The 24,655-nt window shown below is 72.1% G+C and carries 24 protein-coding genes; 9 read left to right on the top strand and 15 right to left on the bottom strand.

Annotation, left to right across the window (positions count from 1 at the left end):
- Position 1: 1 nt before the first annotated feature.
- Entirely contained in the window at positions 2 to 367 is a 366-nt protein-coding gene (locus OG272_RS33215) for a hypothetical protein (protein ID WP_326577541.1), read from the bottom strand.
- A 61-nt stretch (positions 368 to 428) separates the two neighbouring features.
- Positions 429 to 758 (bottom strand): ATP-binding protein, encoded by a 330-nt coding sequence (locus OG272_RS33220; RefSeq protein ID WP_326577539.1) that lies wholly within the window; start codon positions 756 to 758, stop codon positions 429 to 431.
- Positions 759 to 1,041: 283 nt separating this feature from the next.
- Between OG272_RS33220 and lon the strand changes: the two genes are divergently transcribed.
- Both lon and OG272_RS33230 read left to right on the top strand, forming a co-directional pair.
- A complete protein-coding gene (gene lon, locus OG272_RS33225) occupies positions 1,042 to 3,453 on the top strand; it encodes an endopeptidase La (protein WP_327727840.1) in 2,412 nt (803 codons plus the stop codon).
- 282 nt (positions 3,454 to 3,735) lie between these two features.
- Positions 3,736 to 4,230, top strand: a complete 495-nt coding sequence (locus OG272_RS33230; RefSeq protein ID WP_326577530.1) for a MarR family transcriptional regulator — start codon at positions 3,736 to 3,738, stop codon at positions 4,228 to 4,230.
- A 15-nt stretch (positions 4,231 to 4,245) separates the two neighbouring features.
- Here the strand turns inward: OG272_RS33230 and OG272_RS33235 are convergent, their stop codons facing one another.
- A complete protein-coding gene (locus tag OG272_RS33235; RefSeq protein WP_326577528.1) occupies positions 4,246 to 5,031 on the bottom strand; it encodes a protein phosphatase 2C domain-containing protein in 786 nt (261 codons plus the stop codon).
- A gap of 405 nt (positions 5,032 to 5,436) precedes the next feature.
- Between OG272_RS33235 and OG272_RS33240 the strand changes: the two genes are divergently transcribed.
- The 5 genes from OG272_RS33240 (at position 5,437) to OG272_RS33260 (ending at position 11,388) form a co-directional block, all read left to right on the top strand.
- Entirely contained in the window at positions 5,437 to 8,295 is a 2,859-nt protein-coding gene (locus OG272_RS33240) for a nitrate- and nitrite sensing domain-containing protein (RefSeq protein WP_405895389.1), read from the top strand.
- Positions 8,292 to 8,813, top strand: a complete 522-nt coding sequence (locus OG272_RS33245; protein ID WP_326577524.1) for a roadblock/LC7 domain-containing protein — start codon at positions 8,292 to 8,294, stop codon at positions 8,811 to 8,813. Before OG272_RS33240 ends, OG272_RS33245 begins: the two co-directional genes overlap by 4 nt.
- Positions 8,810 to 9,277: a DUF742 domain-containing protein gene (locus OG272_RS33250; RefSeq protein WP_326577522.1), complete on the top strand. Its 468-nt coding sequence runs from the start codon at positions 8,810 to 8,812 to the stop codon at positions 9,275 to 9,277. Before OG272_RS33245 ends, OG272_RS33250 begins: the two co-directional genes overlap by 4 nt.
- 253 nt (positions 9,278 to 9,530) lie before the next feature.
- Positions 9,531 to 10,106, top strand: a complete 576-nt coding sequence (locus OG272_RS33255) for an ATP/GTP-binding protein (RefSeq protein WP_326585623.1) — start codon at positions 9,531 to 9,533, stop codon at positions 10,104 to 10,106.
- A 46-nt stretch (positions 10,107 to 10,152) separates the two neighbouring features.
- Positions 10,153 to 11,388, top strand: coding sequence for a styrene monooxygenase/indole monooxygenase family protein (locus OG272_RS33260; protein ID WP_405895390.1), 1,236 nt, complete (start codon positions 10,153 to 10,155; stop codon positions 11,386 to 11,388).
- Positions 11,389 to 11,395: 7 nt separating this feature from the next.
- Here the strand turns inward: OG272_RS33260 and OG272_RS33265 are convergent, their stop codons facing one another.
- The 4 genes from OG272_RS33265 to OG272_RS33280 form a co-directional block, all read right to left on the bottom strand.
- Positions 11,396 to 12,298: a coiled-coil domain-containing protein gene (locus tag OG272_RS33265; protein ID WP_405895391.1), complete on the bottom strand. Its 903-nt coding sequence runs from the start codon at positions 12,296 to 12,298 to the stop codon at positions 11,396 to 11,398.
- Positions 12,299 to 12,400: 102 nt separating this feature from the next.
- Entirely contained in the window at positions 12,401 to 12,742 is a 342-nt protein-coding gene (locus OG272_RS33270; protein ID WP_327727836.1) for a hypothetical protein, read from the bottom strand.
- A gap of 10 nt (positions 12,743 to 12,752) precedes the next feature.
- Positions 12,753 to 13,478 carry a helix-turn-helix domain-containing protein gene (locus OG272_RS33275; protein WP_327727835.1) on the bottom strand — a complete coding sequence of 242 codons (726 nt, stop codon included), beginning with the start codon at positions 13,476 to 13,478 and terminating at the stop codon, positions 12,753 to 12,755.
- 266 nt (positions 13,479 to 13,744) lie between these two features.
- Entirely contained in the window at positions 13,745 to 14,701 is a 957-nt protein-coding gene (locus tag OG272_RS33280; RefSeq protein ID WP_327727834.1) for a diiron oxygenase, read from the bottom strand.
- Between the two features lie 204 nt (positions 14,702 to 14,905).
- Here OG272_RS33280 and OG272_RS33285 point away from each other — a divergent pair, with 204 nt between their 5' ends.
- Positions 14,906 to 15,742 (top strand): hypothetical protein, encoded by an 837-nt coding sequence (locus OG272_RS33285; RefSeq protein WP_405896105.1) that lies wholly within the window; start codon positions 14,906 to 14,908, stop codon positions 15,740 to 15,742.
- Here OG272_RS33285 and OG272_RS33290 read toward each other — a convergent pair.
- The 7 genes from OG272_RS33290 to OG272_RS33320 form a co-directional block, all read right to left on the bottom strand.
- Positions 15,735 to 16,235 carry a DUF3291 domain-containing protein gene (locus OG272_RS33290; protein ID WP_405895392.1) on the bottom strand — a complete coding sequence of 167 codons (501 nt, stop codon included), beginning with the start codon at positions 16,233 to 16,235 and terminating at the stop codon, positions 15,735 to 15,737. The genes OG272_RS33285 and OG272_RS33290 overlap by 8 nt on opposite strands.
- 123 nt (positions 16,236 to 16,358) lie before the next feature.
- The gene (locus OG272_RS33295) at positions 16,359 to 17,825 is read right to left on the bottom strand and encodes a penicillin-binding transpeptidase domain-containing protein (RefSeq protein WP_405895393.1); all 1,467 of its coding nucleotides are present in this window, start codon (positions 17,823 to 17,825) and stop codon (positions 16,359 to 16,361) included.
- Positions 17,822 to 19,237, bottom strand: coding sequence for an FtsW/RodA/SpoVE family cell cycle protein (locus OG272_RS33300; protein ID WP_405895394.1), 1,416 nt, complete (start codon positions 19,235 to 19,237; stop codon positions 17,822 to 17,824). The genes OG272_RS33295 and OG272_RS33300 overlap by 4 nt, the downstream gene beginning before the upstream one ends.
- A 43-nt stretch (positions 19,238 to 19,280) precedes the next feature.
- Positions 19,281 to 19,637, bottom strand: coding sequence for an SH3 domain-containing protein (locus OG272_RS33305; protein WP_405895395.1), 357 nt, complete (start codon positions 19,635 to 19,637; stop codon positions 19,281 to 19,283).
- A gap of 274 nt (positions 19,638 to 19,911) precedes the next feature.
- The gene (locus OG272_RS33310) at positions 19,912 to 21,180 is read right to left on the bottom strand and encodes an ATP-binding protein (RefSeq protein WP_405895396.1); all 1,269 of its coding nucleotides are present in this window, start codon (positions 21,178 to 21,180) and stop codon (positions 19,912 to 19,914) included.
- On the bottom strand, positions 21,177 to 21,995 hold the full coding sequence (locus OG272_RS33315) for a hypothetical protein (protein WP_405895397.1): 819 nt from the start codon (positions 21,993 to 21,995) through the stop codon (positions 21,177 to 21,179). The genes OG272_RS33310 and OG272_RS33315 overlap by 4 nt, the downstream gene beginning before the upstream one ends.
- A gap of 103 nt (positions 21,996 to 22,098) precedes the next feature.
- Positions 22,099 to 22,620 carry a dual specificity protein phosphatase family protein gene (locus tag OG272_RS33320; protein ID WP_326577501.1) on the bottom strand — a complete coding sequence of 174 codons (522 nt, stop codon included), beginning with the start codon at positions 22,618 to 22,620 and terminating at the stop codon, positions 22,099 to 22,101.
- A gap of 112 nt (positions 22,621 to 22,732) precedes the next feature.
- Here OG272_RS33320 and OG272_RS33325 point away from each other — a divergent pair, with 112 nt between their 5' ends.
- Positions 22,733 to 23,536, top strand: coding sequence for a nuclease-related domain-containing protein (locus tag OG272_RS33325; protein ID WP_328224005.1), 804 nt, complete (start codon positions 22,733 to 22,735; stop codon positions 23,534 to 23,536).
- Positions 23,537 to 23,756: 220 nt separating this feature from the next.
- Here the strand turns inward: OG272_RS33325 and ligD are convergent, their stop codons facing one another.
- Complete coding sequence (gene ligD / locus OG272_RS33330; protein ID WP_326577497.1) at positions 23,757 to 24,638, bottom strand: non-homologous end-joining DNA ligase; 882 nt, start codon at positions 24,636 to 24,638, stop codon at positions 23,757 to 23,759.
- Between the last annotated feature and the right edge of the window lie 17 nt (positions 24,639 to 24,655).

Raw genomic sequence — 24,655 nt, forward strand, 5'->3', positions numbered from 1 at the left:
CTCACGCTGATCCGCGTTGTGCGTGGATCTCCGCTGCCTTCTCCCAGTCGCAAGCGGTGCATCGCTTGAGGTAGTAGTCGCCCACTTCTTCGAGTGCCTCGTACTCTGAGTGCTCGCCGAAGTTGCTGCGATCACGGACGCGGTCGCAGGTGGCGTCGGCCGAGTGGTAGACGGTCTGCCTCGGGCCTGGCGTGTTCCGGACCAGGCAAGACAGGGCGAGGCTGGTGTCCGCCAACAGAGCCATCTCTCGGTCGACTCCCGCCAGATCGGCTGTCAGCTTCTCGCGCCTCTTCATGTCCTCCTCGTAGTACTCGCTGAGGATCTTGAGCTTTCGCACTCTGAGCTCGTTGAACTTGCTGTCATCCATGACGACTCCTAAGAAGTGTTAGACCTTATTAATACTTCTTATCGGCTCATGGCCTCCCGCGTCATGCGTTCACGGAATCTGGGGCTGAGTTCAGCCGCGCTCGGTCAGCGGGATGACACCCTGGCTGTTTTGGTCTGATCAGCCGGAGGCTGGAGCCTTTGGTGAGGACGAGGTGCGCGAGTTGCAGAAGCCGGTCGACGGCTGCGGCCAACGTCTTAGGTATGAGCGAATCGAAGTCATCTGGGTGCAGGTTCGAGGCGACGATCACCGAGCGGTGTTCGTAGGCGGCGTCGATGGGGCGGTAGAACACCTCGGCGGCGGCTCGTACGGACGGCGGTATCCCGATGGCGTCGACGATGAGATCGCTTCGGGTGATCTTCGCGACGGCCATCTTCGCCCGCATTCTGGGGCGCCGGTGGCCGCCTTGATCAGCCAGGGCTGCGCCCTGAGTCCGGCGCGAGGAAGGCTTCCTCGGCGTCGTTGGCAAGCCTGGGTCTGGGGCGGCGTAGGGAGCCGTCCGTCTTCAGATCCTCGCGACGTTGAATCGGCCTCGCAAGGTTCGCTGTCAAAGGTAGCCGAGGCGTGATCGCTGATAGCGAACATTGCAAGGGAACATCGGGAGGCTCACATGCATTGAGTCCATGTAGCTCAAGTTGATTGTCGAGAGGGAGATCATGGCCACTGAGTACGCTCCGTCCGCACCGCTCACCCTGCCCGTGTTGCCGCTCGACGAGGAGGTCGTGCTGCCGGGAATGGTGGTGCCGCTGGACCTCAACGACACGGATGTTCGGGCCGCGGTGGAGGCCGCGCAGGCCGCGGCGCGGGCGGAGCCCGGGAAGCCGAAGGTGTTGCTGGTGCCGCGGATCGACGGCGCGTACGCGAGCACGGGTGTGCTCGGGACCGTCGAGCAGGTCGGACGGCTGGCCGACGGGGACCCCGGGGCGCTCATCCGCGCGCTCGGCCGCGTGCGGATCGGGGCCGGGACCACCGGGCCCGGCGCCGCCCTGTGGGTCGAGGGGACCAGGATCGACGAGAGCGTGCCGGAGCCGCTGCCCGGGCAGGTCGCCGAACTCGCCAAGGAGTACAAGGCACTTGCCACCAGCTGGCTGCGCAAGCGCGGCGCCTGGCAGGTCGTGGACCGGGTGCAGGCGATCGACGACGTCTCCGCGCTCGCCGACAACTCCGGTTACTCGCCCTTCCTCACCACCGATCAGAAGATCCAGCTCCTGGAGACCGGCGACCCGGTCGCCCGGCTGAAGCTCGCCACCCAGCAGCTGCGCGACCACCTCGCCGAGCAGGACGTCGCCGAGACCATCGCCAAGGACGTCCAGGAGGGCGTCGAGAAGCAGCAGCGCGAGTTCCTGCTGCGGCGGCAGCTCGAAGCCGTCCGCAAGGAGCTGCGCGAGCTGAACGGCGAGCAGGACGGCGAGGAGTCCGACGACTACCGGGCGCGCGTCGAGGCCGCCGATCTGCCGGAGGCGGTCCGGGAGGCCGCGCTCAAGGAGGTCGACAAGCTGGAGCGGTCGAGCGACCAGTCGCCCGAGGGCGGATGGATCCGGACCTGGCTCGACACCGTCCTCGAACTGCCGTGGAACGAGCGGACGGAGGACTCCTACGACATCCGGGGCGCCCAGCGGGTGCTCGACGCCGAGCACGCCGGGCTGGAGGACGTGAAGGAGCGCATCACCGAGTACCTCGCCGTGCGCAAGCGACGCGCGGACCGGGGGCTGGGCGTCGTCGGCGGGCGGCGCGGCGGTGCCGTGCTCGCGCTCGTCGGGCCGCCCGGTGTCGGCAAGACCAGCCTCGGTGAGTCCGTGGCGCACGCCATGGGGCGCAAGTTCGTCCGGGTCGCGCTCGGCGGCGTACGGGACGAGGCGGAGATCCGAGGGCACCGGCGTACGTATGTGGGCGCCCTGCCCGGTCGTATCGTCCGGGCCATCAAGGAGGCGGGTTCCATGAACCCCGTCGTCCTGCTCGACGAGATCGACAAGGTGGGCTCCGACTTCCGGGGCGACCCGGCCGCCGCGCTGCTCGAAGTCCTCGACCCCGCCCAGAACCACACCTTCCGGGACCACTACCTGGAGGTCGAGCTGGACCTGAGCGACGTCGTCTTCCTCGCCACGGCCAACGTGCTGGAGGCGATCCCCGAGGCCCTGCTCGACCGGATGGAGCTCGTCCGGCTGGACGGGTACACGGAGGACGAGAAGGTCGTCATCGCCCGGGACCACCTGCTGCCCCGGCAGCTGGACCGGGCCGGGCTCGGCGCCGACGAGGTCGTCCTCGACGAGAGCGCGCTGCGCAAGCTCGCCGGTGAGTACACGCGCGAGGCGGGTGTACGGAACCTGGAGCGGTCCGTCGCGCGGCTGCTGCGCAAGGTCGCGGCCCAGCACGAACTGGGGCAGCGGGAGCTGCCGTTCACCGTCACCGACGGGGACCTGCGCGGGCTCATCGGGCGACCGCACCACGTGCCCGAGGCGGCCCAGGACCCGGCGGAGCGGCGGACGGCCGTGCCGGGGGTCGCGACCGGGCTCGCGGTCACCGGCGCGGGCGGCGACGTGCTGTACGTCGAGGCGTCGCTCGCCGACCCGGAGACGGGCGCGGCGGGGCTGACCCTCACCGGCCAGCTGGGCGACGTGATGAAGGAGTCCGCGCAGATCGCCCTCTCCTTCCTCCGCTCGCACGGCGCGGAGCTGGAGCTGCCCGTCGCCGACCTGAAGGACCGGGGCGTGCACATCCACTTCCCCGCGGGCGCGGTGCCGAAGGACGGGCCGAGCGCAGGCGTCACCATGACGACGGCCCTCGCCTCGCTCCTGTCCGGCCGGCTCGTCCGCACGGACGTGGCCATGACGGGTGAGGTCTCGCTGACCGGGCGTGTGCTGCCCATCGGTGGCGTCAAGCAGAAGCTGCTCGCCGCGCACCGGGCCGGTGTCACGACCGTCATCATCCCCAAGCGCAACGAGGCCGACCTCGACGACGTCCCCGCCGAGGTCCTCGACAAGCTCGACGTCCACGCCGTCACCGACGTCCGCCAGGTCCTGGAGCTGGCGCTTGCCCCGGCGGGAGTGGAGGTGCCGGTGGCCGCGTGATCCCCGGACGGCGGTTCCCCAAGGCTCCGGCGGTGGTGTGACGGACGCCCGCCGGACGGGTGAAGGCCCGGGTCCCCGAGAGGGAGGCCCGGGCCTTTCCCGTGGACGGGCGAGGCGGGGCGGGGCGGGGAGGCGCGGGCGGTCGTGCGCGCCGTGCCGAAGCGCGCGGGGGCGAGGCGGTCGGTGTCGGCCCCCGCCTGCGAAATACTGAACGGCGTCACCCGCGACGGCGGCCCTGGCGGAAACTTTCAGTAACCCGGAATCGGAATCAGGAGCGCTGACGTGCACGACGAGGGCGGAAACGGTGACGGCGGCGAGGGCGGGACCGACGTGCCGGTGGGTGGTATGGACCAGGCGTTCCTGGCGCTGGAACGGGAGTTGACGGTCCTGCTGCGGCGGGCCCGCGCCAAGTCCGGGGAGATGGCCCGGGCCGTCCATCCCGACCTGGAGTCCGCCGCCTACGGCCTGCTCGCCCGCCTCGACGAGGCCGGCCGCCTCCGCGCCACCGAACTCGCCGCCTACATCGGCGTCGGCAAGGCCACCATGTCCCGTCAGCTCCGCGCCCTGGAACACCTCGGCCTCATCGCCCGCGAACCCGACCCCGCCGACGGCCGCGCCTGGCTCGTCCACCTCACCGAGGAGGGCCGGGCCCGCTTCCGGGCGGTCCGGGACGCCCGCCGGGTCGCGTACGTACGGCAGCTCGCGGGATGGGACCGGGACGAGGTGGCCCAACTGGCGCAGCTGTTGCACCAGTTGAACCGCGGGGTGGAGAGCTGAGCGGCGGCGGAGCCCTCACGGCTCCACGAACACCACACTCGCGTCGTCGTGCGTCTTGCTCCGGCCCAGGAACTCGCGTTCCACATCGGTGACTTCGAGTTCCCGCACCCGCCGCACCAGCCCCTGCGCCCCCGTCTTCCGTACGAAGGTGAAGCAGTCCGTCCAGTCGCCCTCGCGGAACGTCTCCACCCACCGGGTCGCCCCGTCCGTCAGCGCGACCAGCGACCGGACCTCCTCGCGGGGGAGGGTCCCCGTCACGGCGCGGGCGGCCACGGCGGGATCGGCGGCCGCCGTCCAGAAACCGCCCTCCTTGTTCCGGACGGTCGAGTCGGCGATGGCGGCCGTGGCCAACGAGGCCCGGGGCAGCAGGGAGAGGCGGTCGTCCAGTACGGCCGTCACCGCGCCGTCCGGTCGTTCGAACAACAGGGCCGAGTCCGACAACACCAGGTACTCCACGGCCGTTGACGACCAACGGGCGAGGGCCACTGTGGCCTGCGGGGTTCGCGGGTGAGAAAGGTCACAGGTTTGCACGTGCGCTCGGGCGGTACGAGAAATGGCCTGTGAGAGCACGTCGGGCAACGGCGAATCCCGTTCCGAAACGGACAGTTCGGTCAGGGTGCCGCCGAGGCGGGAAGTGAACCATGCGACTGAATGTCGACAGCCGTAGCCGTCGGGCGGCGGGGTCACGCCGTCGAGGAGGACGAGGGCGCCGCCCTGTCCTCCCGCGGGCAGGGCCACCGACGCGAAGTCCTCGTTGGGGCGAAGGGGGTCACCGGGCTCCGAGACGAGTTCCGTGCGCATTCGGCCAGTCTGCACGAGCCCTCCGCAAGATCCGCGAAAGGCCGACAACGGTCGCCGGACGACCCGGACCCTCCAGACGGGCCGCCGGGTTTGGCATGGAATGATCGTGAGCGGTGAAGCGCGGCGGCGAATACTGTCAAAGCGCGTCGCCGACGTCCAACCGGCCCCCCGCACGGGGCATCCGCGTGAGCCGGAGGAACTTGCCCGCCAACTCCCCGGGCATGTTCACTCCTTCGGGTGGCGGGACTGATGATGCGGGACCACTGCCCACCGGCACTGGGAGGGTCGGGAGCCGTACCGGGGGGACGGCTGAACGCGACACACGACATACGTCGTACGTCCTTCGCCTAGTCGACGGATCGTCACCCCGGCCCATGGGTACACGAGTCAGGAATGCGAGCACCGGTGCAGAAGACGCGGCCTCGGCGCGCAGGCAAGCAGGCAGCTTCGAAGGCCTCCGCGGCCTCCCCGAACCAGCAGGGGACGGCACAGGCGCAGGCCCCCGCTGTCGGCACCGGCCGGAAGACGCACGTACGCAACCGGCTCATCGTGGCCGTGGCCGTCGTGGCCGCCGCCATAGCGGGCGCCGGGTCACCCTCGATCCTCGCCGCCTCGGAGCAACTGCACGACACCCAGAGCCTGGTCACGCTCGCCGGGCAGACCCAGGAGACGCTCACCCTCGCGCACGCGCTGGCGGACGAGCGGGACGAGGTCACCGCGTACATCGCCGCCGGGCGGCCCAAGTCGGCCGCGCCCGGCAAGCAGCGCGGTGACCGCGTCGACACCCAGGTCGAGGAGCTGAGGGCGGACACCGGCACCTCCGCCGCGCTGCGGGAGGCCATCGAGAGCGCCGAGTCCATCGCCGGAGTACGGGAAGCGGCGCTCTCCGGAAAGAGCACCGCTCTCGAGGCGCACACGGCGTACACCGCGGTCGTCACCGAACTCCACGCCCTCGCCGAGGAACTGGCCGAGCGGCTGCCGCCCCGCGCGGGCGGCGGCGCGTACGCCCTCGCCGAACTCGACACCGCCGTCCAGCAGGCCGCCGCCGCCCGAGGGCTGCTCGTCGCCGCGCTCAGCGTCCCGACGACCACCGAGACGGTCATCGACCCCACCACCGGGCTGCCCACCACCACGACCGGCGCCTCGGCCGCCGACGCGAAACAGCGCGACGCGCTCACCGCCGCCGCCCAGCAGGCCCGCGTCCGCTCCGACGCCGCCCTCGCCCACTTCCGCGAGACCGCGCCCGCCGCCGGCCGTTCGTCCTACGACGCCACGGTCAGCGGCCCCGAGGCCGACACCGCCGAGAAGTACCTGACGGACCTCACCGACCAGCCCACGCTCTCCGACAGCGAGGCCGGCACCAGCGCGAAGACGGTCGGCGCGGCGCTCTCCGCCCGCGTGGACCTGATGCGCGGCGCCGAGTCCTCCCTCTACGACCGGCGCACCAAGGACCTCGCCGGGCTGCGCGACGAGGACGTCACCGCGCTGGAGATCCGGATCGCCGTCCTCGGCGCCCTGATGCTCCTCGCCGTCGGCGTCGCCACCGGCATGGCCCGCTCCCTCACCCGCCCGCTCGCGGTGCTGCGCATCGGCTCCGCCCGTGTCGCCGGCGACCCGGCCACCGAGGAACCGGTCAAGTTCACCGGCCGCAACGACGAGTTCGCCCAGGTCGTACGCTCCGTCAACGCGCTCCACGCGCACGCCCTGGCGCTGCACGAGCGGCTCGCGCCGTTGGAGGGCGACCGCAAGCACCTCATCGGCCAGCGCCGGACCATGGCCGACGACCGCGACCGGCTGCGTGCCGAACTGGCCGAGGCCACCGCCCACCTGACGAAGGTCCAGCACAGCGTCCACGCCACCTTCGTCAACCTGGCGCTGCGCACCCTCGGCCTCGTCGAGCGGCAACTCGCCGTCATCGAGTCCCTGGAGGAGCGCGAGCAGGACCCCGACCGGCTCTCCACCCTCTTCAAGCTCGACCACTTCGCGACCGTCATGCGCCGCCACAGCGAGAACCTCCTCGTGCTGGCCGGCCACGAGCACATCCAGCACCACGCCGGACCCGTCCCGCTCGTCGACGTCGTCCGCGCCGCGGTCAGCGAGATCGAGCGCTACGAACGGGTCCGTATCGCCGCGCTGCCGCCGGGCGCGCACGTCGCCGGGTTCGCCGCCGACGACCTCAGCCACCTCCTCGCCGAACTCCTGGAGAACGGCACGTCGTTCTCGCCGCCGGAGATGACCGTCGAGGTCTCCGGCTGGCTGATGGAGAACGGCGAGATCACCCTCTCCGTCCAGGACGGCGGCATCGGCGTCGCCTCCGACCGGCTCGCCAGGCTCAACTCCCGCCTCACCGACTTCGACCCCGAGGCGCCCTACGAGCAGGAGGACGGCGAGGGCCTCGGCCTCGGCCTGTACGTCGTGGCCCGCCTCGCCCACCGGCTCGGCACCCCGGTCCGGCTCCAGCAGCACGGTTCGGGCGGCACCGCGGCGGTCGTCGTCCTGCCCATGGGGCTGCTGGCCCCCACGCCCGCCGTACCCGTGGGCACCCCGGTCTCGATCACGCCCTCGCTCTCGCTGCCGGGCGTGGACGCCGAGGCCAACTCGAACGTCCTGCCCGGCCGTTCCGTCGCCGTACGCGAGCCCGAGGGCGACGGCGACCCTCTCATCGAGGCGGCCGAGCGGGCACTGCTGGCGAAGGAGGCCGTGGGGACGGCCACCGACGCCGCAGAGGCCGCAGAGGCCTCCGGGACCGTCGTACCGGAAGACGACGACCCCGGGACAGAGTCCGTGTCCGAGACGACGATGGAGCTCTTCGCTCCGGTGGCCCCGGGGAAGGGCGCCGACGAGGAGAGCGACGGGGACATCGCCGCCGACGTCACCGACGACCCGTACCCGAGCGAACCCGACACCCATGAGCGTGCCGCCGACGAGGGGAACGCGGCGCACACGTCGGAGGTGTCACGGGCCGGGACGGAGGGGGCACGGGCCGAGGAGACCCCGCGCCTCACCGACAAGGGCCTGCCCAAGCGCACGCCCAGGATCACCGCGCCCACGCCCACGACGCCCCGGCCACGGGTCGGGGGCGTGAACGCCGAGGAACTGCGCCGTCGGCTCGGCGGGTTCCACCAGGGGGCCAAGGAAGGGCGCCGCGACGTCGAGGCGGAGATCGCCGAGCAGTCGGGCGAGACGCGGATGCCCGTGACGCATGAGTACCGGACAGAGGCAGTTGACACCACGGGGGGCACTTCCGAGGAGGAAAGCAGTTGACCGCGCCCATTACCTTCGGACTGAGCAGTGAAGCCCGCAACCTGCACTGGCTTTTGACCAACCTCGTCGAGGAGGTGCCGGGACTGCTGTCGGTCGCGGTGGTCTCCTCCGACGGCCTGCTGCTGCTCTCCTCCGACCCCGGCAGAAACGCCGAGGCCCGCCAGGCCCGGGAAGAGCGGCCCCAGGGCCCCCGGGGCTCCGCCGCCGACCTGGCCACCATCGTCTCCGGCATCGGCAGCCTCACCATCGGCGCCGCCAAGCTGATGCAGTTCGGCGGAGTCAAGCAGACGATGGTCGCGATGGCCGAGGGCAGCCTCTTCGTGATGTCGATCAGCGACGGCTCGCTGCTCGGTGTGCACGGCGCCCCCGACTGCGACATGAGCGTGGTGGCGTACCACATGGCGCTCTTCGTCGGCCGCGCCGGCCACGTCCTCACCCCGGAACTCCGCAGCGAACTGCGCAAGTCCCTGGAGGCCGAGTCCCAGAAGGAGACCGAGGCGGCCGGGAGCCACCGATGAGCGGCCCGACGAAGAGCGGGGCACGTGTCCCCGAGCCCGGTCCGGCGAAGCGGCCGGCCACGCCGAAGGGCGCGAAGAAGCTCCCCGTGCGCGGCGGCGACCGCAAACCCGCCCGCGTACGCCCCTACTCGCTCACCGGTGGCCGTACCCGCTTCGGCCATGTCCTCCTCGTGGAGACGTTCGTCGCCGTACTCGAAGCCCCGGCCGAGCGGCCCCAGTTGGCGAATGGTTCACTCAACACCAAGGTGATGCCCGAGATGCGGGCCATCGTCGAACTCTGCCGCCGTATGCGGACGGTGGCGGAGATCGCCGCGCTGCTGAAGATGCCGCTCGGCGTGGTCCGCGTCCTCCTCAGTGATCTCGCGGACCAGGGAAAGATCCGTGTGTACGGAACAGGTCACGGACCGGGACAGCCGGACCGCGCTCTGCTGGAAAGGGTGCTGAGTGGACTCCGCCGTCTCTGACGCCGCCTCGGCCGGCGTCAACCCCGACGCCCCGGCCGGCGTCACCCCGGGCGTCGACGACGACGCCCCCCGCGTCGAGGTCGACGCGGACGCTCCCCGTCTCGACGCGGACGCCGTGCGTGTCGGGCTCGGCGCGCCCGGCGTCGACGTGGACGCGGCCCCGCCCGGGGGCTACGCCAGGGCCGCCTCCCGCGGTCTCGACCGGCTCGCCGACACCGCCGCGGCCGGGCCCGGGGCGGAGCCCGAGGAAGAACTGAAACCCTGGCAGTCCGACCTCAGCCGGGCCCCCATCGCCACGAAGATCGTCGTGGCGGGCGGCTTCGGTGTCGGCAAGACGACGTTCGTCGGCGCGGTCTCCGAGATCACCCCGCTGCGGACCGAGGCGCTGATGACCGAGGCCAGCGTCGGCACGGACGACCTCTCCGCGACGCCGGACAAGCTCACCACCACCGTGGCCATGGACTACGGCCGCATCACCCTCGACGACGACCTCGTCCTCTACCTGTTCGGCACGCCCGGCCAGGAGCGGTTCTGGTTCATGTGGGACGACATGGTGCGCGGTGCGATCGGCGCGGTCGTCCTCGCCGACACCCGCCGCCTCGGCGACTGCTTCCCCGCGCTCGACTACTTCGAGAGCTGCGGACTGCCGTACATCGTCGCGGTCAACGCCTTCGACGGCAGCGTGCGGTACGAACCCGAGGACGTACGGGACGCGCTGACCGTGCCCGACCATGTGCCTGTCATGATCATGGACGCACGCAAGCGGGCCTCCGCGATGGAGACCCTGCTGGCCCTGTGCTCGCACGCGATATCCCTCAGCCCCGAATAGTCCCCCCTCAGCGGGACGACACGGACGAACCAGGAGACCTGTCCGGATGCGGAAGATTCTCGTCGTCGGAGCCGGCCAGTCCGGGCTGCAACTGGCCCTCGGACTCCAGTCGCACGGGTACGAGGTCACACTGATGTCCAATCGGACCCCGGACGAGATACGCGCCGGCCGGATCATGTCCACCCAGTGCATGTTCGACTCGGCACTGCGCCACGAGCGCGATCTCGAACTGAACTTCTGGGAGTCCCAGGCCCCGAGGATCGAGGGCGTCGGCGTGTCCGTCGCCGGCCTCGACGGGGAGCGCGCCGTGGACTGGGTCGGCCGCCTGCGCGGGTACGCCCAGGCCGTGGACCAGCGGGTGAAGATGGCCGGCTGGATGGAGACGTTCGCCCGGCGGGGCGGACAGCTGGTCATCCACGGCGCCGCGGTCTCCGACCTCGACTACTTCTCCCGTGTGTACGACCTCGTGCTCGTCACCGCGGGCAAGGGCGAGCTGGTGCGGATGTTCCGCCGCGATGCCTCCCGCTCGCCCTACACCGAGCCGCAGCGCGCGCTCGCCGCCGTGTACGTGCACGGACTGGGCCCGCGTCCCGAGCACCCCGGGTTCCACGCGGCCCGCTGCAACCTGGTGCCCGGTCTCGGCGAACTCATCGTCCAGCCGGTCCTCACCACCTCCGGGCACGCCGACGCCCTGTTCTGGCTGGGCCTGCCCGGCGGCCCGCTCGACGTCTTCGACGGCGTCCGGGACGCCGAGGAGCAACTCGCCCTGACCCTGGAACTCATGGAGCGCCACACCCCCTGGGAGTACGCGCGCGCCACCGAGGCCGAGGTGACGGACCCGGGTGCCGCGCTGACCGGCCGCTACGCCCCGGTGGTCCGGCACCCCGTCGGACAACTTCCCGGCGGTGGGCTGGTGCTGGGCGCAGGGGACGTGGTCGTGGCCAACGATCCGCTCACCGGGCAGGGGGCGAACTCGGCGACCAAGTGCGCGGCCGTGTACCTCGCCGCGATCCTCGACCACGGGGACGCGGAGTTCGACGAGGCGTGGATGCGGCGGACGTTCGAGCGGTTCTGGCGGATCGTGGGGCCCGTCACCAAGTGGACCAACACGATGCTGGCCCCGCCGGCCGAGCACGTGCTGGAGTTGGTCGGGGCGGCCGAGGGGCTGCCGGTGGTGGCGGATCGTTTTGCCAATGGGTTCGACGATCCGGCGGACTTCGAGAGCTACTTCTACGACGCGGAGAAGACCCGGGCGTATCTGTCGGAGGTCGCCGGGGGGTAGGCGGGCCCTAAGATCCCGGCGTGCTCGGGAGCTTCGGGGGCGTCGGGAGCGTCGGGAGGTCGGACGTCCCGGGTTCCACCTCGGCCGTCGCCCTCTTCTCCGACTTCTTGAGGTCGGTGAGCTGCTCGGGCGTGAGGGAGGCCAGGAGTTTCTCCACCTCGTCGAGGCGGTCGCGTACGGTGTCGTGTTCTCTCCTGCGGCGCTCGGTGAGGGTGAGCTGACGGTCGAGGGCCGCGCGGGCCTTGCGGGCGAGGGTGTCGGTGTCCTGTTCGCTGCCGACCAGCCGCTCGACCGTGTCGGCCCGTTCCCGTGCGACCTGTCCGATCACATGGCCCTGCTCCAGCGCCCGGTGCGGGTCGTGGGTCATCAGCAGCCGTACGTACGGGGAGAGCGCGGTGCTGCTGTTCTGGTACTGCTGCCGGGCCAGTCGGCCGGCCGCGCTCCGGCTGTCGTGCAGGGAGAGGCGGGCCGCCGCGAGCCGCCGGTCGAGCCTCGCCACCTCGGTCCGCTGCTTCGTCAGCTCCTCGCCGGTCGAGTCGTACGCCTCGGTGGCCTCCTCGGCCTCGCGGTGGAGCCGCTGAAGGTCGGTGAGCAGGTCGGCGACCGAGCGCTCGTCGGGGGAGGGGGGCTCGGTGCTGGTGCTGGTGCTGGTGCTGGTTTCAGTGTCCGTGCCGGTTTCGGTGTTCGTGTCGGTGGCGTTCTCCGTCTCCGTCTCCGTCTCCGTCGGCGTCTTCGTCGCCGTGTCCGTGCCGTCGTCCGTCGCCTCCGCCTTTCTGCCCGCTCCCGTGCCGTCGGCGACGGGGGGTTCCGGTGCGGCCATGACCGGTGCGGGCGCCGTGGACAGGAGGGCGCCGGCCGTGAGGGCCGTGACCGTCGCCGTACCGACCAGGCGCAGAAGCCTTGCTGACACGTCATCACCTCCGGTGCGGGGGTGGGCCGTCCACCTCGCACCGGCAGGATCGGGGGACCGTGGGGCGGCCGCGCGCCGGGTGGACCGTCCGGCGCCCGGGTGTCACTCGTCGGTGCGGCGCGGCGTCGCGGGCGGCGTGGCGGATTGCCCGTCCGGCGTGTCCGGGGTCTCGGGGCCGGCCGGGGTGTCCGGCCTGGACCAGGGCCACTTCAGGCGGCGTGCGGGGTCCGCGTCCGGGGCGTACTCGTACTTCCACAGCTGGTGCAGGAAGCCGCCCCGGCCGGCGTCGACCCGGCGGTAGACGAGGACGGTCGGCGGGCCCCCGGCCGCGTCGGGCACCGGGACCCGGTACGTCTTCGGGGGGTGCCCGGTGATGCCGAGCAGCACGGGCAGGACGCGCCCGTCGAGGGGGCCGCCCACGAAGGGGGTGTCTTGGCTCTTCACCGGACCAGTGTCACAGCAGGTGGGCGGCGTCGCCGACCACGGGCAGGATGCGGCGGACCAGGGTGCCGACGGCCCCGGCGGAGGTCTCGACGGCCAGGGCGTGCCGTACGGCGGCGGCGGTCTGCGGGTCGCGGCCGGCGGTGGCGGTGAGACAGGCGACGAACTGCTCGACGAGCCAGTCGCGGAGCTCGTCGACGTCCGGCCGCTTGCCCTCGTCGAGCCAGATCAGGGAGGCCGCCTCCACGGAGGTGATCCACATCCGGACGGTCATCCGCAGCCGCAGGCTCGGCTCGGCCACCTCCAGATGCCGCAGGATGTGGTCGGCGGCGGCCCGCCGGACCCCGTCCACGATGGCCGTCGCCCGCGAGGTCTCCACGACGCTGCCGCCCTGGAGGAGGGCGCTGAAGCCGGTGTCGTGCTCGTCGACGAAGGCCAGATAGCGGTCGAGGGCGCGGGCCAGGCGGCTGGTGAGGGGGCCCTCGGCCGGCTCGTCGAAGCAGTGCTCCAGCTCCTCGGCGGCCGTGCGCAGGGCCGCCTCGTAGAGCTGCTGCTTGCCGCCGGGGAAGTAGCGGTAGACGAGGGGGCGGGAGACCCCGGCCGCCTCCGCCACGTCGTCGAGGGAGACGTCCTCCGGCGCGTGGTGCGCGAACAGCTCCAGGGCCGCGTCGAGCAGCTGGCTGCGCCGCTCTTCCACACTCAGTCGGCGGTACGCGCGGGTGGGAGCCTCGGACGTCATACCTCGCAGCGTAGTCGGGGGCGACGGTTGTTCCGCCGAGATCGCGTCAGGGGGTGGGGGTGTCCGTGCGTCGGCGGGTGCGGGTGGTGTGTGGTTGCTCGCGCAGTTCCCCGCGCCCCTGAAAGACACGGCCCCTGCGGGCCGAAAAGCACGGGGCGCAGCCCCTGCTTTTCAGGGGCGCGGGGAACTGCGCGACCAGCCCCCACCGACCCGCACCCGCCGATGCACAGGAGCCCCCACCCCCCTGACGCGCCCCGGCCAAAAAACTACGCCAGCAACCCCGACGACCTCCACATACGGCGCCCCACACCCTGGAGCACCCCGATGTCGTCCAGGAAGTCGGTCAACCGCTTCGCACCGGTCTGCATGACGTCGCGACGGTGCGCACTGGCCCGTACCTGGGCGACAGCCGCTCGCTGGTCGAGACCGACGTTCGAGTACACCTCGGGATTGACGAAGGCGACGGAGAAGACGCGGGCGAACTCGCCGGAGGTGATCCGGGTGAAGCCGCGGGACATCCGGGGGGCCGTCACCATCTGGCGGCGCAGCTCCTCACGGGCGTACCGGACGTGCCGGGCCTCCTCGACGACATGGATGCGGGTGACGCCCCGGACGAGCGGCTGGACCCGCTCGTCGGGGAAGGTCAGACGCTGCATCCAGTCGAGGATCTCCTCGCCGAGGAGGGTCGCGGTGAAGGAGCCCGGGGTCGTCGAGATCGTCTTGAAGACGCGCCCCAGGTTCTGGTGCAGCCGGCTCACCGGGTAGTACGGAGTGTCGCCCTTGCTGATCAGCCGGGCGAACATCTTCGAGTGCCGGCACTCGTCCTCGATCTCCGTCAGCGCGTAGCGGACGTGCGCGCTGGTCGCGGCCCTGTCGTAGATGTGCCGTACGAGCAGTTGCATGAGGATGATCTCGAACCAGATGCCGAGGGAGGCCAGCGCCGCCGCCTCGTGCTGGGAGAGCGCGATCCGCTGCTCCTCCGACATCTTGCGCCACATCGGCGTCCCGTACAGGGACACCAGCTCCGGCGGCCAGAACCACTTCCCCTCCTCGAAGGGGGCGTCCCAGTCCAGCTCCTTGTCCGGGTCGAAGGAGTGCTTCGCGGAGGACACGAGCAGCCGCTCGGCCACCTGCTCGCGGTCCTTGAGGAGCCCGAGCGCGTCGCGCAGCACCTCCGCCTCCGACACGGGGTTCGTCGCGTTCACCGAGGTCACCGTTGTCATGGTTGTCGCAGCTCCTCGTACGGGAGTTCAGGGAGTCACCAGCGGGGAGTTACCAGCGGTCACCGCTTATGAGACTACTTGTCAGCAAGGCCGTCAATCCTTTGTGCGCCACTTGTTGTCGCCCCGTGCGCCGGAGCGAGGTCGCGCTGGGCGGTGGCCGGTTCCCGACGGTTCCGTCACGTGCAGTAGCGTTCTGGCGTGTCCATGCCTCCACCGCCTCAGCAGCCTCAGCAGCCTCAGCAGCCTCAGCCGTACGGTCAACAGCCGCCGCACCAGGGGCCGTACGGTCAGCCGTACCCCGCCGGGCCGCAGCCGCAGCCTCAGCAGTACGGTCAGCAGCCGTACCCGCCTCAGCAGTACGGTCAGCCGTACCCCGCCGGGTGGCAGCCCGCGCCGCCCCCGAAGAGCCGGGTGGGGCTCGTCCTCGGGATCGTCGGCGGGGTCGTCGCTCTGCTCGTGGTCGGCACGGTGGGGTTGTGGGTCGTCGGGACGCGGGGCACGAGCGGTTTCCCGGAGGCCGAGTACCGGCTGGCGCTGCCCGAGACGGTGCTGGACGGCGAGTACAAGCTGGCCCAGGACCTCTCCGACACGGCGGGGCGGCAGGTGGAGGAGGAGGCGGAGGGCGCCTGGGACGCCCGCGACGTCACGGCCGCCGTCGCGCAGTACACCCCGTCGGCGGACGGGGCCGAGGGCGCCCTGATCGTCTCGGGCATGTATGGCCGGTTCAAGAACACCGACGCCGCCCGCGACAACATGCTGAAGGGCGCGGCCGAGGCCGGCACGATCACGGTGGTCGTGCCGCCCGAGGACTACACCCCGGATGGCTCCGGCCTCACCATCAGCTGCCAGGTCGTCACCCAGGAGCAGGCCGGCAGCGAGATCACGTACCCGATGTGCGCCTGGGCCGACGGCAACACCGGGGCGTCCGTCGCGGAGCTCAGCACGGCGAGCGTCGGGCAGGACCCCTCGGAGGTGGACGTGGAGGCCTTCGCGGAGCGAACCCTGCAGGTCCGCTCCGAGATCCGGCAGCGGATCAGCTGAGGACGCCGTCCGGCGCGGCGGGCTCCGCCGTCGGCTCCGCCGGTCCGGCCGGGAACGACGTGCGCAGGGTGAACGCGTACGGCGTCGCGCCGTGTGCGCGGAGGTGGAGGATCCGTTCCTCCGCCTCGGCCACCGTGGGGTGGTGACCGGCGGGGACCCACCACAGGGCGGTCGCGGCCTCGGCCAGCCGCTCGAACCACTCCCGCCTGCGGGACAGCAGTTCCCTGTGCTGTCCCTGGTACATGAAGGCCGTCAGGGCGTCGGTGTCGCGCCACACCGACATGTTGATGATCAGCCACTCGTCGCCGAGGACGGGGATGTCCGTCGCGTTGCCGGAGTCGCTCTGCAGGCGCCAGACGAAGCCGGCGGAGGTGTCCGCGACCGCGTTCACGGGGTCGAGTGCGTCCACGAAGTCCTTCAACTGCGGGGAATCCAGCGGGGCTTTGAGGCGGGCGATGTTGACCTGGGCGAGTTCGTACGCGGCGGAAGTCATGGACCGGACGATAGGACGGGTGGGTTCGGGGGGTGTACCGCTTATCTCAGCTGATGGTCATGGTTCGTCCGGCTCGCGCCGACTCGCGCCTGTGGGCGCCGGGCGCGCGGTACCCCGCGCCCCCTAGCGGGCGGCGGCCTTCAGTACCGCCCGCATCACCTCCCGCGCGATCGGTGCCGCGTCGCCGCCCCCGCTGATGTCGCCCCGGACCGCCTCCGCGTCCTCGACCACCACCGCCACCGCCACCTGGGGTTCCCTCGCGTCGTCGGACTGGGCCCAGCCGATGAACCAGGCGAACGGGGTACCGGAGTTGCCGATGCCGTGCTGGGCGGTGCCGGTCTTGCCGCCGACGGTGGCGTGGCGGAGGGCGGCGTTGGCGCCGGTGCCGTGCTCGACGACGCCCCGCATGAGGTCGCGCAGGTGCCTCGCGGTGGTGGGGCTCATGGCCTGGCGGAGGGGGTGTGCGCCCGGGGTGGCGACCGTGCGGCCGCTCGCCGTCGTGGTGCGTTCGACGAGGTACGGCGAGCGGACCGAGCCCCCGTTGGCGACGGCCGCCGTGACGAGCGCCATCTGGAGGGGGGTGGCCCGGGTGTCGTACTGGCCGATGGAGGAGAGGGCGAGCTGGGCCCGGTCCATCTCGGTGTCGAAGCTGCTGGGGGCGACCGAGAACGGGATCCGCAGGCCCGGGTCGTTGAAGCCGAAGGCGCGGGCCGTGTCCGTCATGGCGCCGAGGCCGACGTCCACGCCCAGCTTCGTGAACACCGTGTTGCAGGACCACTCGAAGGCATAGCGCAGGGAGGCGTTCTCGCAGCCCTCGACCTCGTTGGACAGAGAGGTCGTGGTGCCCGGCAGGGTGTACGGGTCGGGGGAGCGGGTGGGGGTGTCGAGGTCCGTGACCACCCCGGCGTCCAGCGCCGCCGCGGCGGTCACCACCTTGAAGGTCGAGCCCGGCGGATAGGTCTGCCGCACCGCCCGGTTGAGCATCGGCCTGCTCGTGTCCCCGTTCAGACGCGCCCACGCCTCGGCCACCTCGCGGCCGTTGCCGGAGAGCACGCCGGGGTCGTACGACGGCCGGGAGACCAGCGCCAGGACGCGCCCGGTGGCCGGTTCGAGCGCGGCGACCGCGCCCCGGCGGGCACCGAGCCCCAGGTAGGCAGCCCGCTGGGCCGCCTCCTGGAGGGTGGTGACGACCTCGCCGCCGGCGTTCCGGTCACGGGTGATGTCGTTCCACAGAGGGAGGAAGGACAGCATCGGGTCGCTGCCGTCGAGGACGGAGTCCTTCGCGTGCTCCAGGAACGTCGTCCCGTACACCTGTGAGGCGAAGCCCGTGACCGGTGCGTACAACGGGCCGTCCCGGTACGTCCGTTCGTAGCGGAGCTGCTCCCCCGTGTCCTTCGAGCCGGTGACCGGGCGCCCCTCGACCACGATGTTCCCGCGCGGCTGGCCCCAACGGGCGATCGTGGGGCGGCGGTTGGCGGGATTGGCGTCGTAGTCCCGGGCCTGGAGGACCTGGACGCGGGTGGCGTTGACGAGGAGGGCGAGCAGCAGCAGGGCACAGAGGGCGGCGGCGCGGCGGATGTACTTGGTCATGCGCCCCGGACCTCCGGGCCGCCGAGCGGGCCCCGGGGGAGGGGCCCGCGGTCGTACTGCCTCCTGGCGGAGTCGCTCATGCGCATCAGCAGGGCCACGATGATCCAGTTGGTGACGACGGAGGAGCCGCCCTGGGCGAGGAAGGGCATCGCCATGCCGGTGAGGGGGATGAGGCCGGTGACGCCGCCGGCGATGACGAAGACCTGGAGGGCGACGATCGAGGCGAGGCCGGTGGCCAGCAGGCGGCCGAAGGGGTCGCGCAGGGCGAGGCCGGTGCGGTAGCCGCGCTCCACCAGCAGGGCGTAGAGCAGGAAGATCGCGGCGAGGCCGGCGAGGCCCAGTTCCTCGCCCGCCGTGGCCAGGATGAAGTCCGACTTGACGGCGAAGCCGATCAGGACGGAGTGGCCGAGGCCGAGGCCGGTGCCGAGGAGGCCGCCGGCGGCGAACGCGAAGAGGGACTGGGCGAGTTGGCCCGGGCCCTGCCCCGCCTCGATCGACGCGAACGGGTGCAGCCAGTCCTCGACGCGGCTGTGGACATGCGGTTCGAGCCAGCCGACGGCCACCGCGCCCACACACGCCAGCAACAGCCCCACCGCGATCCAGCCGGTGCGGCCCGTGGCGACGTACAGCATGATCACGAACAGGCCGAAGAACAGCAGCGAGGTGCCGAGGTCCCGTTCCAGGACCAGGACGCCGACGCTCAGCAGCCAGATGGTGACGATCGGGCCGAGGACGCGCCCGGTGGGCAGTTGAAGGCGCTTGAACCGCCAGATCTGGCGCCCGGCGTACGCCAGCGCGTTGCGGTTCGCCGCGAGATAGCTGGCGAAGAACAGCGCGAGCAGCACCTTCGCGAACTCGCCCGGCTGGATGGAGAACCCGGCGATCCGCACCCAGATCCGGGCGCCGTTGACCGGCGGGAAGAGGATCGGCAGCGCGAGCAGCGCCAGCGCGGCCACCACCGAGACGTACGCGTACCGCTGGAGCACCCGGTGGTCGCGCAGCAGGGCCACGACCGTGATGAACAGCGCCACCCCGAGCGTCGACCAGTTCAGCTGCGCGGGCGCCGCCAGGTCGGCCGGCGTCTCCAGGTCGAGCCGGTGGATCAGCACCAGGCCCAGGCCGTTGAGCAGTACCGCGATCGGCAGCAGCAGCGGATCGGCGTACGGCGCCCGCAGCCGCACCACCAGATGGGCCAGCAGGGCGAGCGCGCCGAGCCCGGCGCCGTAATCGGCGGCGCCGGGTGGGACGGTGCCGTTCTTCGCCAGACCGACGGCGCAGTAGCCGTACACGGACAGCAGGACGGCCACGACGGTGAGGGTGAACTCGACGCCTCGGCGCCGGAGCAGGCGTACGGCGGGCGGGGACGGGTCCGAGGGATCCGCCGCCAGGGTCGTTCCGGCCTTGGTGTTCATGCCCGGAACTTACCTAAATGCAATGCTTGGTGCGTCTTGTCGCTCAGGCGCACAGGCGTGGTGTTCCGTAGGCCTCGATGTACTGGGCCGAGCCCCGGGCCCAGGTGCCGTCGACGAGCAGGTACCACTGCCGGTCGCCGCTGACGCTCTGACCCTCGGCCCGGCAGTAGATCTTGACGATCTCGCCGTAGGGCGCGACCCGGACGACCGTACCGCCGCGGGTCGGCGCGCTGCGCAGGACCAGACCGGCGCGGGCGATGACCTCACCCTTGACGATCTGCTTGCTCTCTCTGGGGTCCTCCTGGCCGGCGCCGGCGGCGGGAGTCGTCGCCGCGAACGCCAACAGGGCGCCACCGGCGGCGGCTATACCGAACCGCATGAGCAGAATCCGCAGGGACATCGGTGCTCCTCCACAAAAGGGGTCGAGGCTGACTATTCGCCACGTTAGGAGGAGGGAGGGCGGGGCGCCTTCTGCGATGGGCCATCAGGGAGGCGCGCCTTCGCGGAGGCGCGGGGGTGAATCCGATGTGCGGCTCCGGCCGGGGGTGTGAGTCCGATGCGCGGGTCCGGCCGGGGGGGAGTCCGTTGTGCGGCTCCGGTACGTGGGTGCGATCCGTTGTGCGGCTCCGGCGCGTGGGTGCGATCGGTTGTGCGGCTCCGGCATATGGGTGCGATCAGCCGCCACCGGCCGGCAGCCGCACCACAGCCGACGCACCCCCGTCCGGAGCGTTGTCGAATCTCAACCGCGCTCCCAGAACCTCCGCCTGCCCCACCGCGATCGTCAGCCCCAGCCCGTGCCCCTTGGCGGAGCCCTCCGTACGGAACCTCTGCGGCCCATCGGTCACCAGATAGCCCGGGAACCCGCCCCCGTGGTCCCGCACGGTCACCACGGCCCCCTCCACGGTCAACACCACCGGGGGTGCGCCGTGCTTGTGCGCGTTGGCCACCAGATTCCCCAACACCCGCTCCAGCCGCCGCCGGTCCGTCTCCACACAGGCGTCCTCCACCACCCGCACCTCCGTCTCGGCGCTCGCGTTCGCGGCCACCCGCTCCACCAGCGTCCCGAGCCGGATCGCGTCCAGGTCCAGCCGTTCGCTCCCCGCGTCCAGCCGCGAGATCTCCAGCAGATCCTCGGTCAGCGTCCGCAACGCGGCGACCCGGTCCCGCACCATCTCCGTCGGCCGGCCCGCCGGGAGCAGTTCCGCCGCAGCGTGCAGCCCGGTCAGCGGCGTACGCAGCTCGTGCGCGACGTCCGCGGTGAACCGCTGCTCGCCGATCAGCTTCCGCTGCAGCGTGGACGCCATGGTGTCGAGCGCGGCGGACACCGCGGCCACCTCGTCGCGGTGCCGCGCCGGGTCCGTCGTACGGGGATCGCCCACCCGCGCGTCCAGGTCGCCCGCGCTGATCCGCCGGGCCACCTGGGAGGTCGTGCGCAGCCGCCGGGTCACCCCGCTCACACCGAGCGCGCCGACGATCAGCGTCACCCCGATCGCCAGCGCGGAGGAGCCCAGGATGGCCCGGTCGAGGTTCTCGATCGTGGCCGCGCTCTGCGCGTAGTCGATCTGTACGGCGAGGGCCCGGCCGTCGGCGGGGGCGGCCGCCCACATCGTGGGGTACCCGTCGACGACGCCGACCATCGTGCCGCGCCGCCCGCTCACCGCCAGCTCGCGCAGCGACGTCGGCAGCCCCCGGGCGTCGATCCCCGAGTCGGGCGGCAGCCGGTTCCCGGCCTCGTACGCCCGTACCGCCTCGTCGAGCCGGACGAGGGCCCGGGAGCGGGCGTCGCTGACGGTCCGGTTGGTGACGGAGACATGCACGAGGGCGCCGAGCAGCGCGGCCAGCCCGCAGCACATGACCGTGATGAAGGCCAGCGCCTTCCAGGTGAGCGAGGAGGTCCAGCGACGCAGGCCGAACCGTTTCCGCGCAGGCCTCGCCGCGCTCATCGCGGACCGCCGGACGACGAGGCGGCGAGCGGGCCCGAAGACGACGACGCGGGCGACGGCGTGGTGGACGGCGGGCGCGAGGACGAGGGGGCGCCGACCGGCGGCGACCCGTCGCCGTGGGGGGAGGGCCGTGGCGATCGTCCGCCCACCCGCAGGATCTCGTCGCGGGTGAGCAGCATCGCCAGCTGGTCCTCGTCCCAGGTCCACTGCGTGCGGTACTCGTAGCCGACGATCGCCGCGGGGGAACGGATGATCACGGTACGGCCGGCCAGCTCGACCGCGAGCACCGCGTCGTCACTGGCCAGCACCTGCACCAGCCGGTCCGCCCGGAACGTGTACATCCGCACCGCCGTCTGGTTGCCGGGCAGCAGCCGGAAGCCGAGCACCAGGTCGTCGCGCCCGTCACCGGTGAGGTCCCGGTAGTAGGCCTTGAGGACGGGACACTCGGCGCGGTCCCCACCCTCGCCGCAGTCGGCCATACGCGCGGCCGTCCCGCCGTAGAGGGCCTGCGACCCGGAGTACACGTCGGGGTGCGCGGCGATCTCCGCGCGCACGACGGCCACCGGGTCCACCTTGTGGATGTCCTCGCCGGGGGCCTCGACGCCCTCGACGACCTCCGTCTCGGCCTCGCCGTAGTCGTAGGCGGGGGAGGAGGCAGGCGGCTCCCCGGGCCACAGCCGGGTCGGGCCGCTCGCGGTGGGCGTGGCGCCCGCGCTCACCAGGCCCCCGGAGTCGCCGCACGCACCCAGCAGCAGGACGGCGGCCACGACGGCCGAGGCGCCTCGGGCCGCACGCGCGGGGCGGCTGGGGAACACGGGACTCCTGGGTGTACGGGTACGGGGAGGAAGCGGCTGTGGTCCCGTACACCCTATTCGTGCCCGAGTTCTTCGTCGTGACGGCTCGGTCCCGCACACCGCCCTACTCGGCCAGCTCCTCCAGCTCCTCCAGGAACCGGACCGTCGCCAGCCCCGTGTGCAGGTACTCCACGAACAGCTCGTTGTGCAGCGCCCACGGTGAACGGCGGGTGCGGATCAGACGGATCGCCTCCTCGGCGGAGTGCCCGTCGCGGATCAGCGCGTGCGCCACGACCAGACCGGACCGGTTGTACCCGCTGTAACAGCGGACGAGGACCCGTTTGCCGTCCTCCAGCGCGTCGCACGCCGCCTGCCCGAGCCGCATCACGCCCGCCAGCTGCGTACCGTCCAACGGTCCGTCCGGGATCGGCCACACGTGGTGCTCGACGCCGTCGTCCGGCCCGTACCCCGGCAGCCGCAGCAGGGTCAGCACCAGGTCGAACTCATCGCGTACGACCGCGAGTTCGACGTCCCCGGTACCGGTCCGGCCCGCGAACTCGTGCCCGCCCATCCAGAGCCCGGGCACGATCTCGCTCCAGGGTTCGCCCGGAGCCGGGACATCGGCTTGTTTCCTGCGCGTCCGCAAGGGCGCCTCCCCTAGGCCGTAGCCCCCTGACGACGGGTCGTCACCCCAAAGGTAACCGGGTTCTTGCCGATGGAGCACCCCGCCTGTTCCCATGGTCGTGGGGTGATGGTGCATGAGCGGACTGCGCGTCATACCGACCCGGCGGCACGGACGGGACCGCCTGTACGTGTGCCGGACCGACGGGAGGAACATCGCCTGGTACGACCGTGAGGCCGGCCGGGTGAACCTTCTCAGCGAGGAGCTGAGAGAGGACGTGCTGGCCGTCCTCGGCCCCTTCCTCACCGGCCCGGTCGCCGTGGGCCCGCCGCCCGTGCCGACCCCCGCCGAGCTGGCCCGGCTGAGCCTCCCCCCGGACGACGACCTGGCCCCCAACCGCCCCGGCGAGGCCCTGCTGATCGCCCTCGACCGGGCCCCCGGCCCACCGCGCCGACTGCGCCCCGACCCGCGCCGCCGCGCCCTGGCCGCCGAGCAGAGGGTCGGCGACGCGCTGGACCGGCTGGAGGGCGCCGGCTGGCACACCCTGCACTCCGTGCCGCTGCCCGGCGGCGACCGCATCCACCACCTGGTCATCGGCCCCGGAGGACTGTTCTGCGTCCGCTCCCTCCAGGCCCGCAGACAGCGCGTCGTCGTCACCGATCCCGTGGTCGCCGTCGGCCGCCATGAGCCCCGCGCGCTGCTGCGCTGGCTCCGCGCCACCGCCGACCGCGCCTCCTACGCCCTCACCGCCGAGGTCCACCCCGTCCTCGCCCTCGCCGAACCCTCCGCCCTCGACGTCACCACGCCCCTGCGCGAGGTCCGCGTCCTGCGCGACACGGACCTGTCGGAACTCGCCCGCGCGGGTGGAGTGCTGAAGCCGGCGGACGTGGAGGGGCTGCACGCGATGGCGCGGGATCGGCGGACGTGGACGCGGGTGTAGGCCATCTGCTGGGCGCGGGGCGGTCGTGGTGAACGGTCTTGGGGCTGCGCCCTCGGGCCCTGTCGGCCTGCGCGTGCCGTCTGCGGCCCGTCGGCCTGCGGCCCGTCGGCCTGCGGCCTGCCGCTTGTGGCCTCCTCCTCGGACGCCGGACGCCGGACGCCGGACGCCGGACGCCGGACGCCGGACGCCGGACGCCGGACGGGCTGCGGGGCGGGCCGAATCATGGCAGTGGGTGTGTGGCCGCCGGGTCCAGGAGCGGTGCCAGCAGATCTCCGTGGTCCTGGAGGCGGGGGGCGATGTCCGGGGCGCGGAAGACCAGTCGGTCGGGGGAGGCGCACTCCTCGACCTCGGTCCAGGTCACCGGGGCGGAGACGGTCGGCTCGGGGCGGGCGCGCAGGGTGTAGGGCGTGGCGGTGGTCTTGCGGGCGGCGTTCTGGCTCCAGTCGACGAATACCTTGCCGGGGCGCAGGCTGCGGGTCATCCGGTGGACGACCCGGCGGGGCAGTGCCTTCTCCGCCTCGACGGCGAGTTCCTTGGCGTACTCCGTCACCCGCTCCGACGACGCCCCGCGCACCGCCGCCAGCAGATGCAGCCCCTTGGACCCGGACGTCTTCGCGTACGCCTCGATCCCGTCCGCCGCGAGCCTCTCCCGCAGCCAGCAGGCGACCTCGCAGCACTCGACGACGGTCGCGGGCGCCCCGGGGTCCAGGTCGAGGACCAGCCGGTCGGCCTCGTCGGAGGAGTTGACGGTCCACTGGGGGGTGTGGAACTCGACGACCAGGTTCGACGCCCACATCAGGCTCGGCAGGTCCTGGACCAGCACCATCCGGGCCGGGCCCTCCATCCGCCGCACCTCGGCGGTCGTGACCCAGTCGGGAGTGCCCGGTGGCACGTTCTTGGTGAAGAAGACCTGGCCGCCGGGTCCGTCCGGGTAGCGGAGGAAGGACACCGGGCGGTCGCGCAGATGCGGCAGCAGGGCGTCGGAGGTCGTGGCGTAGTAGTGCAGCAACTCGCCCTTGGTGAACCCCGTCGCCGGGTGGAGGACCTTCTCCAGGTTGGAGAGGGCGACCCTGCGGCCCTCCACCTCGGTGATCGGTGTCATGGGAGCCAGAATCCCAC

Source organism: Streptomyces sp. NBC_00104 (assembly GCF_045160825.1).
Classification (GTDB): domain Bacteria; phylum Actinomycetota; class Actinomycetes; order Streptomycetales; family Streptomycetaceae; genus Streptomyces.

Excerpts from the sequence above, each read along its gene's own strand:
- OG272_RS33305 (WP_405895395.1), bottom strand. The coding sequence starts at position 19,637 with ATGTCCCTGCGGATTCTGCTCATGCGGTTCGGTATAGCCGCCGCCGGT.
- OG272_RS33300 (WP_405895394.1), bottom strand. The coding sequence starts at position 19,237 with ATGAACACCAAGGCCGGAACGACCCTGGCGGCGGATCCCTCGGACCCG.
- OG272_RS33260 (WP_405895390.1), top strand. The coding sequence starts at position 10,153 with ATGCGGAAGATTCTCGTCGTCGGAGCCGGCCAGTCCGGGCTGCAACTG.
- OG272_RS33295 (WP_405895393.1), bottom strand. The coding sequence starts at position 17,825 with ATGACCAAGTACATCCGCCGCGCCGCCGCCCTCTGTGCCCTGCTGCTG.
- OG272_RS33220 (WP_326577539.1), bottom strand. The coding sequence starts at position 758 with ATGGCCGTCGCGAAGATCACCCGAAGCGATCTCATCGTCGACGCCATC.
- OG272_RS33290 (WP_405895392.1), bottom strand. The coding sequence starts at position 16,235 with ATGACTTCCGCCGCGTACGAACTCGCCCAGGTCAACATCGCCCGCCTC.
- OG272_RS33310 (WP_405895396.1), bottom strand. The coding sequence starts at position 21,180 with ATGAGCGCGGCGAGGCCTGCGCGGAAACGGTTCGGCCTGCGTCGCTGG.
- OG272_RS33235 (WP_326577528.1), bottom strand. The coding sequence starts at position 5,031 with ATGCGCACGGAACTCGTCTCGGAGCCCGGTGACCCCCTTCGCCCCAAC.
- OG272_RS33280 (WP_327727834.1), bottom strand. The coding sequence starts at position 14,701 with ATGACAACGGTGACCTCGGTGAACGCGACGAACCCCGTGTCGGAGGCG.
- OG272_RS33215 (WP_326577541.1), bottom strand. The coding sequence starts at position 367 with ATGGATGACAGCAAGTTCAACGAGCTCAGAGTGCGAAAGCTCAAGATC.
- OG272_RS33275 (WP_327727835.1), bottom strand. The coding sequence starts at position 13,478 with ATGACGTCCGAGGCTCCCACCCGCGCGTACCGCCGACTGAGTGTGGAA.
- OG272_RS33285 (WP_405896105.1), top strand. The coding sequence starts at position 14,906 with ATGCCTCCACCGCCTCAGCAGCCTCAGCAGCCTCAGCAGCCTCAGCCG.
- lon (WP_327727840.1), top strand. The coding sequence starts at position 1,042 with ATGGCCACTGAGTACGCTCCGTCCGCACCGCTCACCCTGCCCGTGTTG.
- OG272_RS33325 (WP_328224005.1), top strand. The coding sequence starts at position 22,733 with ATGAGCGGACTGCGCGTCATACCGACCCGGCGGCACGGACGGGACCGC.
- ligD (WP_326577497.1), bottom strand. The coding sequence starts at position 24,638 with ATGACACCGATCACCGAGGTGGAGGGCCGCAGGGTCGCCCTCTCCAAC.
- OG272_RS33250 (WP_326577522.1), top strand. The coding sequence starts at position 8,810 with ATGAGCGGCCCGACGAAGAGCGGGGCACGTGTCCCCGAGCCCGGTCCG.